Annotated in this window: 2 protein-coding genes; both read right to left on the bottom strand. The window is 47.3% G+C overall.

The features are described 5' to 3' along the window. The coding region (locus tag B9T16_RS29075) for a Uma2 family endonuclease (protein ID WP_410246436.1) at nucleotides 1-263 on the bottom strand (263 nt) is incomplete at its 3' end. A gap of 29 nt (nucleotides 264-292) precedes the next feature. Next, a complete protein-coding gene (locus tag B9T16_RS29070) occupies nucleotides 293-448 on the bottom strand; it encodes a hypothetical protein (protein ID WP_014274389.1) in 156 nt (51 codons plus the stop codon). Between the last annotated feature and the right edge of the window lie 254 nt (nucleotides 449-702).

The following is a 702-nucleotide window of genomic DNA, read 5'->3' as shown; positions in this document are numbered from 1 at the left end:
CCGATATTAATTAATGCTTGTTTCCCCAGATCTAGTGGCAATGGTTGCCTTTGATGTCGTGTCAGGATACCTATCTCTGTAGCCAGGTGGCGGCGTTTTTTGTACCTGCTTTCATTAACTGTSACATCACTATGATTTCTSGTACCACCCGTCATCGCATACACGCGACCATCGATTAACTCATGCTTTTCGAGTTGTTGCTCCTCCCAAGCAAAATACTCCTCCGGCGTAAAGTACGGCCCTTTTTCTTTGGCTGCAATCATAGCTATCTCCTAGTTGAAAAAGACGAACACTAACTCAAACCTGAAAACCTAATCCTCGCCAATTCTCCCGAATTGCCGCCAGAGGCGGTGCCGACTCCTTCAGCTTGCCAATGGTCGGCTGCTTGGCGTTGGCTTGCCGCTGATTGGACAAAAGGCGATCGTTTACCTTTGTAGCAAAATACCAAGAAATCCGGTTTCTGGGTCTAGTTCTATATTAAGCATGAATCCCGAAGTTATCGTTGGGCAGGAGAAAAGCGATTCAAACTCCCGTCTATACAATAATTTTTGGACTCATTCTTGACCTAATCCTTAAACCGATTTAAGTTGGCGAGTCGCTATATGGAGAGAAAATCCGGGTCTCTTTCTAGGTATTGCGGCAGTCGCCACGAGCGCGAGGGGTTGGGGGACAACCACCGTAACGGAGGGATAGCTAAACGGG

This window comes from Arthrospira sp. PCC 8006 (assembly GCF_046480465.1).
Classification (GTDB): domain Bacteria; phylum Cyanobacteriota; class Cyanobacteriia; order Cyanobacteriales; family Microcoleaceae; genus Limnospira; species Limnospira platensis.
The sequence above is the reverse complement of the archived record's forward strand: the minus strand, read 5'-3'. Positions and strand labels throughout refer to the sequence as shown.